Annotated in this window: 6 protein-coding genes and 1 riboswitch; all 6 genes read left to right on the top strand. The window is 51.2% G+C overall.

The genetic code is table 11. The features are described from left to right. Positions 1-138 precede the first annotated feature (138 nt). Positions 139-267 carry a hypothetical protein gene (locus tag DEF47_RS23720; RefSeq protein ID WP_287045367.1) on the top strand — a complete coding sequence of 43 codons (129 nt, stop codon included), beginning with the start codon at positions 139-141 and terminating at the stop codon, positions 265-267. A gap of 161 nt (positions 268-428) precedes the next feature. Further along, positions 429-520: riboswitch (glycine riboswitch) on the top strand. Between the two features lie 43 nt (positions 521-563). Continuing rightward, complete coding sequence (locus DEF47_RS23725; protein WP_012190406.1) at positions 564-1349, top strand: lipoate--protein ligase family protein; 786 nt, start codon at positions 564-566, stop codon at positions 1347-1349. A 20-nt stretch (positions 1350-1369) separates the two neighbouring features. Then, positions 1370-2455, top strand: a complete 1086-nt coding sequence (gene gcvT / locus DEF47_RS23730; protein WP_012190407.1) for a glycine cleavage system aminomethyltransferase GcvT — start codon at positions 1370-1372, stop codon at positions 2453-2455. Between the two features lie 100 nt (positions 2456-2555). Further along, positions 2556-2945 carry a glycine cleavage system protein GcvH gene (gcvH, locus tag DEF47_RS23735; RefSeq protein ID WP_012190408.1) on the top strand — a complete coding sequence of 130 codons (390 nt, stop codon included), beginning with the start codon at positions 2556-2558 and terminating at the stop codon, positions 2943-2945. 160 nt (positions 2946-3105) lie between these two features. Then, the gene (gcvPA, locus tag DEF47_RS23740; RefSeq protein WP_012190409.1) at positions 3106-4437 is read left to right on the top strand and encodes an aminomethyl-transferring glycine dehydrogenase subunit GcvPA; all 1332 of its coding nucleotides are present in this window, start codon (positions 3106-3108) and stop codon (positions 4435-4437) included. A gap of 4 nt (positions 4438-4441) precedes the next feature. Continuing rightward, a complete protein-coding gene (gene gcvPB / locus DEF47_RS23745; protein ID WP_012190410.1) occupies positions 4442-5911 on the top strand; it encodes an aminomethyl-transferring glycine dehydrogenase subunit GcvPB in 1470 nt (489 codons plus the stop codon). Positions 5912-6000: the final 89 nt, after the last annotated feature.

Genomic DNA, 6000 nt, shown 5'->3' on the forward strand with positions numbered 1-6000 from the left:
GCATAATTGAACTGCGCCCAGCAAAATCACCCAAGCTAAACCTAATCGATGGCATATCACTTGCATTCCACAACGCTGTGTGAACCGAGGAATGGATTCAATTCGTTTTTGAACTTTTTATTTGAGGAGCGCCCTAGTATGTTGACTATCGTGTTTTGGGCATTTATGTTGCTCTGCTGTGCTGTGGCTCCGGTCGTGATCGGCTTGCGCAGTTTTAGCGAGCCAGTCGAAGCTCAATACGAAGCAAACCAAGCCTCAAACCAATAAGTACGCAAATTGACCAAATACCCACAGCGGCGTATACTACTGCTACAACCCAATATCGCTGAATGAAGGACGCGGAAGAGTATCCCCACAGGGATCGCCGACGAAGCAAATTACGGGTAGCCAACCCGTTGATGAATCTTTCAGGCTCCAACACCGTGTCTCGACAGCGCTCTGGAGAGCAAGCATTCACTTGCACCGATGGAGTAACTTGCAGCGCAAGGAATCTCTCAGGTCAATGGACAGAGATCAGGCATTTTGTATGTCGTGATCTCTTTTTTATTTAAGCGATTTTGCTCATGTGGCGTTACATTGTCTCAGCCGCCGCCGATGGCGCAACCAATATGGCGATTGATCATGCCTTGGTGCTGCATGCCAATCAATCGCCATACCCAACCCTACGAATCTATCGTTGGCAGCCTGCTTGTCTTTCAATCGGCGCATTTCAACCCTATAGCGATGTTAATGTGGCGGCTTGCCAACAAGCCCAAATCGAGATTGTGCGACGGCCAACTGGTGGTCGTGCGATTTTGCATGATGCTGAATTGACCTACTCGATCACGGCCCCCAACAGCAACCCACTGCTTGGGGGTCGGGTTTTAAAAACCTATCGCACCATCAGCCATGGATTATTGGTTGGTTTGCGCCAACTGGTAAGTACTGTCGATTGGGCTACTAGCACTAGCGATGGGCCAAAATCAGCCGCCTGCTTCGATACTCCCAGCGATTTTGAGATTACGGTAGCTGGGCGTAAATTGGTTGGTAGCGCTCAAACTCGCACGCGGGGCGCAATTTTGCAGCATGGCACGGTGCTATTGCAGGCAGATCGCCAGCAGTTGAGCCAAGTGTTGCATTTACCAACTGAGCTTGATTCAGCAGCGTTGGCCGAGCGTTTGATTGCGCTCGATGAAGCGGCCCAACGCCCCGTGAGCTTTGACGAGGCGCAACAAGCGATTGTTGCAGGCTTTGCTACAGCTTTCAATCTCGAATTCCAACCTGATCAATTGACTGAGCAAGAGCTGGCCACAGCTGAGCGCTTGCGCCATGAACGCTATACCAACCCTGAATGGTTACAACGACGCTAAGTGATTTACGAGGTTTTTTGATGAAACAAACACCACTCAATGCACGCCATCGCGCCCTTGGAGCCAGAATGGTCGAGTTCGGCGGCTGGGACATGCCAGTCCAATATGCGGGCATCATCGCTGAACACAAGGCAACCCGCGAAGGCGCTGGCCTGTTCGATATTAGCCATATGGCGCGATTTTGGGTCACTGGCCCCGATAGCGAACGCTTTATTCAGTTGATCGATACCTTTGATATTAGCAAAACCGCGATCGGCCAATCCGATTATGGGATTATGTGCTACGAAGATGGCGGGATTGTTGACGATATTTTCACCTATCATCTTGGCCCCGACGAATGGATGGTTGTGGCCAACGCTGGCAACGCCGAAAAAGATTGGGCTTGGCTCAATCAACATACTGCTGGCTACGACGTGGTGCTAACTGATCGCTCTCAAGAGTTGGCGATGATCGCATTGCAAGGGCCAAAAGCTGAAAGCCTGTTGGCTCCCTTGACTGATGCTGATGTGGTCAATTTGGCGTTCCATGGCATCACCAAGGCTACAGTTGAGGGCGCTGCTGGTTATATTTCGCGCACTGGCTACACTGGCGAAGATGGCTTCGAATTGTTCTTGCCTGCTGGCGAGATCGAACGAATCTGGGATCGTTTGTTGGAAGTTGGGGCTACGCCGATTGGATTGGGTGCTCGTGATAGCCTGCGTTTCGAGCCAGGTTTGGCGCTTTATGGCCATGAAATTGAGCGCGATATTAATCCTTATGAAGCCAAATTGGGCTGGGTGGTCAAGCTCGATAAAGGCCCATTCATCGGCTCAGAAGCCTTGCACGATATCAAGGCCAATGGTCCAGTCCGCACTCTAGTTGGCTTAGAAATGACTGGCCGCGGGATTGCCCGTCAAGGCTACCCGGTTGTGGCGCTCGATGGCAGTGAATTGGGCGTTGTAACGACTGGCATGCCTAGCCCAAGCTTGGGCAAAAATCTGGCCTATGCCTTGGTTAAGGCTGGTAGCCTCAAAATTGGCGCTGAAGTCGATGTGCTGATTCGCGAAAAGCCAGTGCGGGCAACCGTAGTCAAAACGCCGTTTTACAAAGCACGCTACAAAAAATAGCCTGCTGCTCTTGCATAAAAAGCCGCTTTGCTTGATAGTAGCGCCTAACAATCTATGCTGATTGTGTGCTGTTTTGGCGTTATTGAAGGAGGACCACCGAATGTCCAATGTACCACATGAATTGCTGTATACCAAAGAACACGAATGGGTGCGCATCGACGGCAACAGTGCAGTTGTTGGCATCACCGAACACGCCCAACGCGAGCTTGGCGATGTAGTATTCGTTGAATTGCCTGATGTTGGCAAAAGCTTTGAAGTTGGCGAGCCATTTGGAACGGTCGAATCAGTCAAGGCAGTTTCGGAAATTTATGCTCCGCTCAGTGGTGAGATTACCGAAATCAACAACGAAGTCGTTGATTCACCAGAATTGGTCAATGAAGACCCCTATGGCGAGGGCTGGTTGGCCAAATTCAGCTTTACCACTGCACCAAGTGGGTTGTTGAGTGCCGCAGAGTACGAACGCTATATCAACGACGAAGCCAATAAGTAGCAATTCAGAAGTCAAAAATCAAAAGTCAAAATAGCCAGACCCACAAGTTATGCTATTTGACTAAAGTATTTAACGCTGAGAAATCAAAAGGTGATTGGAATAATCCTAAGGCATTTCTGCCTTTTGCCTTTTGCCTTTTGATTTCACCATAAGGTGAAACATGAGCCACTACATTTCGATTACCGAGAGCGAACGCGCAGAGATGCTCAAGGCGATTGGCGTTGCCGATGTTGCCGAGCTTTTCCACGATGTTCCTGCTGATCTTCGGTTTCCAACGCTCGATCTGCCCGCCGCACTTGCTGAAGGTGAAATGGCCCGCGAATTACGCCGCTTGAGCAGCAAAAATAGCGATGTGCTGAACTATAGCTGTTTCTTGGGCGCGGGAGCCTACAACCACTTTATCCCTGCCGCAGTCGATTCGTTGTTGCGCCGCTCGGAGTTCTACACCGCCTACACGCCCTATCAGCCCGAAATTTCTCAAGGTACGTTGCAAGCAATTTTTGAATACCAATCGTTGATGTGTGGTTTGTTGCAGATGGATGCAGCCAATGCTTCGCACTACGATGGCGCAACGGCCATGGCTGAAGGCGCAATTATGGCGATCAGCGCAACTCGTAATCGGCGCAAAATTGTCGTGGCTCCTTCGGTGCATCCGCAATATCGCGGCGTGCTACGCAGTTATACCCAAGGTTTGGGCGTAACAATCACTGGCGACGAAAATCCAGCTGCCAGCGTGGCCGATGCAGCGGCTTTGGTCGATAACGAAACTGCGGTGTTTATTGTGCAATCGCCTGATTTCTTGGGTGTGCTGCACGATTTGAAGCCTGTCGCCGAACAGATTCACGCGGCTGGCGCACTGCTGTTGATGGTCACCAATCCGATCGCCTTGGGCTTGTTCCAAACACCAGGTATGGTTGGCGCTGATATTGCGGTGATGGAAGGCCAGCCCTTGGGGATTCCGCTGAGCTTTGGCGGGCCATATGTTGGCGTATTTAGCTGTACCGAAAAACTCTTGCGGCGCATGGCTGGGCGTTTGGTGGGCGTAACGACCGACCTCAATGGCCAATTGGGCTATGTGTTAACCCTACAAACCCGTGAGCAACATATTCGCCGCGAAAAAGCTACCTCGAATATTTGTACCAACCAAGGCTTGATGGCCTTGGCTGCGACGATTTATACCTCGCTGATGGGCAAAACTGGCTTGCGTAAAGTGGCTGAACTTTGCTACCAACGCGCCCATTATGCTGCCAAAGCGATTGGCAATTTGGCTGGTTACGAGGTGCTTGAGCAAGGCGCTTTCTTCCATGAATTTGTGGTGCGCTGCCCACGACCTGTAGCTGAAATTACCCAAGCCTTGCATGCTCAAGGCATTATCGGCGGCTACGATTTGAGCAAGGATTACCCACACTTGGGTAATGCAATGCTGATCTGCGTTACCGAGCAAAATACCAAAAACGATATCGACCAACTTGTCGCAGTGTTGGGAGGCTAAGCCAATGCATACCTACGAACCACCAATTTTTGAATTGAGCAGCCCCGGTAAAATTGGCGCAGCCCTGCCCGACGCTGGTGTGCCCGAAACCGAGTTGCCAGCCCATTTGCTGCGCGACGACGATTTAGCAGGTTTGCCCGAAATTAGCGAAACCGAGGTGGTGCGCCACTTCACCCGCATCTCACAGCGCAACTTCTGTATCGACACGGGGATGTATCCACTTGGCTCGTGCACGATGAAATACAATCCTAAAATTCACGAAGATGCTGCACGGTTGCCTGGCTTTGCCTTTATTCACCCCTTGCAAGCCGAAGAAACCGTCCAAGGTGCTTTGCAATTGACCTATGAATTGCAAAATATCTTGGCCGAAATTTCGGGCTTTGATCAAGTTTGTTTGCAGCCAGCCGCTGGCGCTCAAGGCGAATTCGCAGGCATTTTGGTGTTCCGCGCCTATCACCTTGATCGTGGCGATGATCAGCGTGACGAAGTGTTGTGCCCCAACTCTGCTCACGGCACGAATCCCGCGACCGCCGCGATGGTCGGTTTCAAAGTCGTCGAAATTGCTACCGATAGTCGGGGCAATGTTGATTTGGCTGATCTGCGGGCCAAAGTTGGCCCACGTACCGCTGGCTTGATGTTGACCAACCCCAATACCTTGGGCTTGTTTGATGAAAACGTGCATGAAGTTGCCAAAATTGTGCATGAAGCTGGTGGCTTGATGTATGGCGACGGCGCAAATTTCAACGCGATTTTGGGGATTGTCAAGCCAGGCGATGTAGGCTTTGACTTTATGCACTACAACTTGCACAAAACCTTTACCACGCCTCACGGTGGTGGTGGCCCTGGTTGTGGTGCGGTTGGCTGTAAAGAATTTTTGGCCGATTATCTGCCAGGCCCAATTGTGGCACTCAAAGAAGGCCAATATACCCGCCACACGCCAGTCAAGAGCATTGGCCGCTTGAAAGCCTTCAAGGGCAATTTTGGCATGTTTGTGCGGGCCTACACCTACATTCGCATGCTCGGCGCGGCTGGCTTGCGCTCGGTCAGCGAACACGCGGTACTCAACGCCAACTATCTACGGGTCAATTTGGATAAAATTTATCCTGTGGCCTACGACCGCACCTGTATGCACGAAGTGGTGTTGCAAGGCAAAATCAAGGGTGCGCCAAGTGTCCATACCTTGGATATTGCCAAGCGCTTGATTGACTTTGGTTTTCACCCACCAACAGTCTATTTCCCGATCAGCGTGGCCGAATCGATTATGATCGAGCCAACTGAAACCGAATCGAAGCGCAACATGGATGCCTTTATTGATGCCATGAAGCAAATTGCCCATGAAGCGGTTGAAAACCCAGAGCTGTTGCATGCTGCGCCAACCACCGCGCCAGTACGCCGCCTCGATGAAGCCACCGCTGCCCGCCGCCCAATTCTGAAATACGATCAAGCAGCAATCGCGGCTTTGTTAAGCAAATAATCCATAGATGTTGGATCTAGGCTCTATGTAATGGTTTAGAAGTTGGCAACCGCCATTCAGCCCTCACCCCAACCCCTCTCCCACTGCGG

This window comes from Herpetosiphon sp., assembly GCF_003512625.1.
Lineage (GTDB): Bacteria > Chloroflexota > Chloroflexia > Chloroflexales > Herpetosiphonaceae > Herpetosiphon > Herpetosiphon aurantiacus.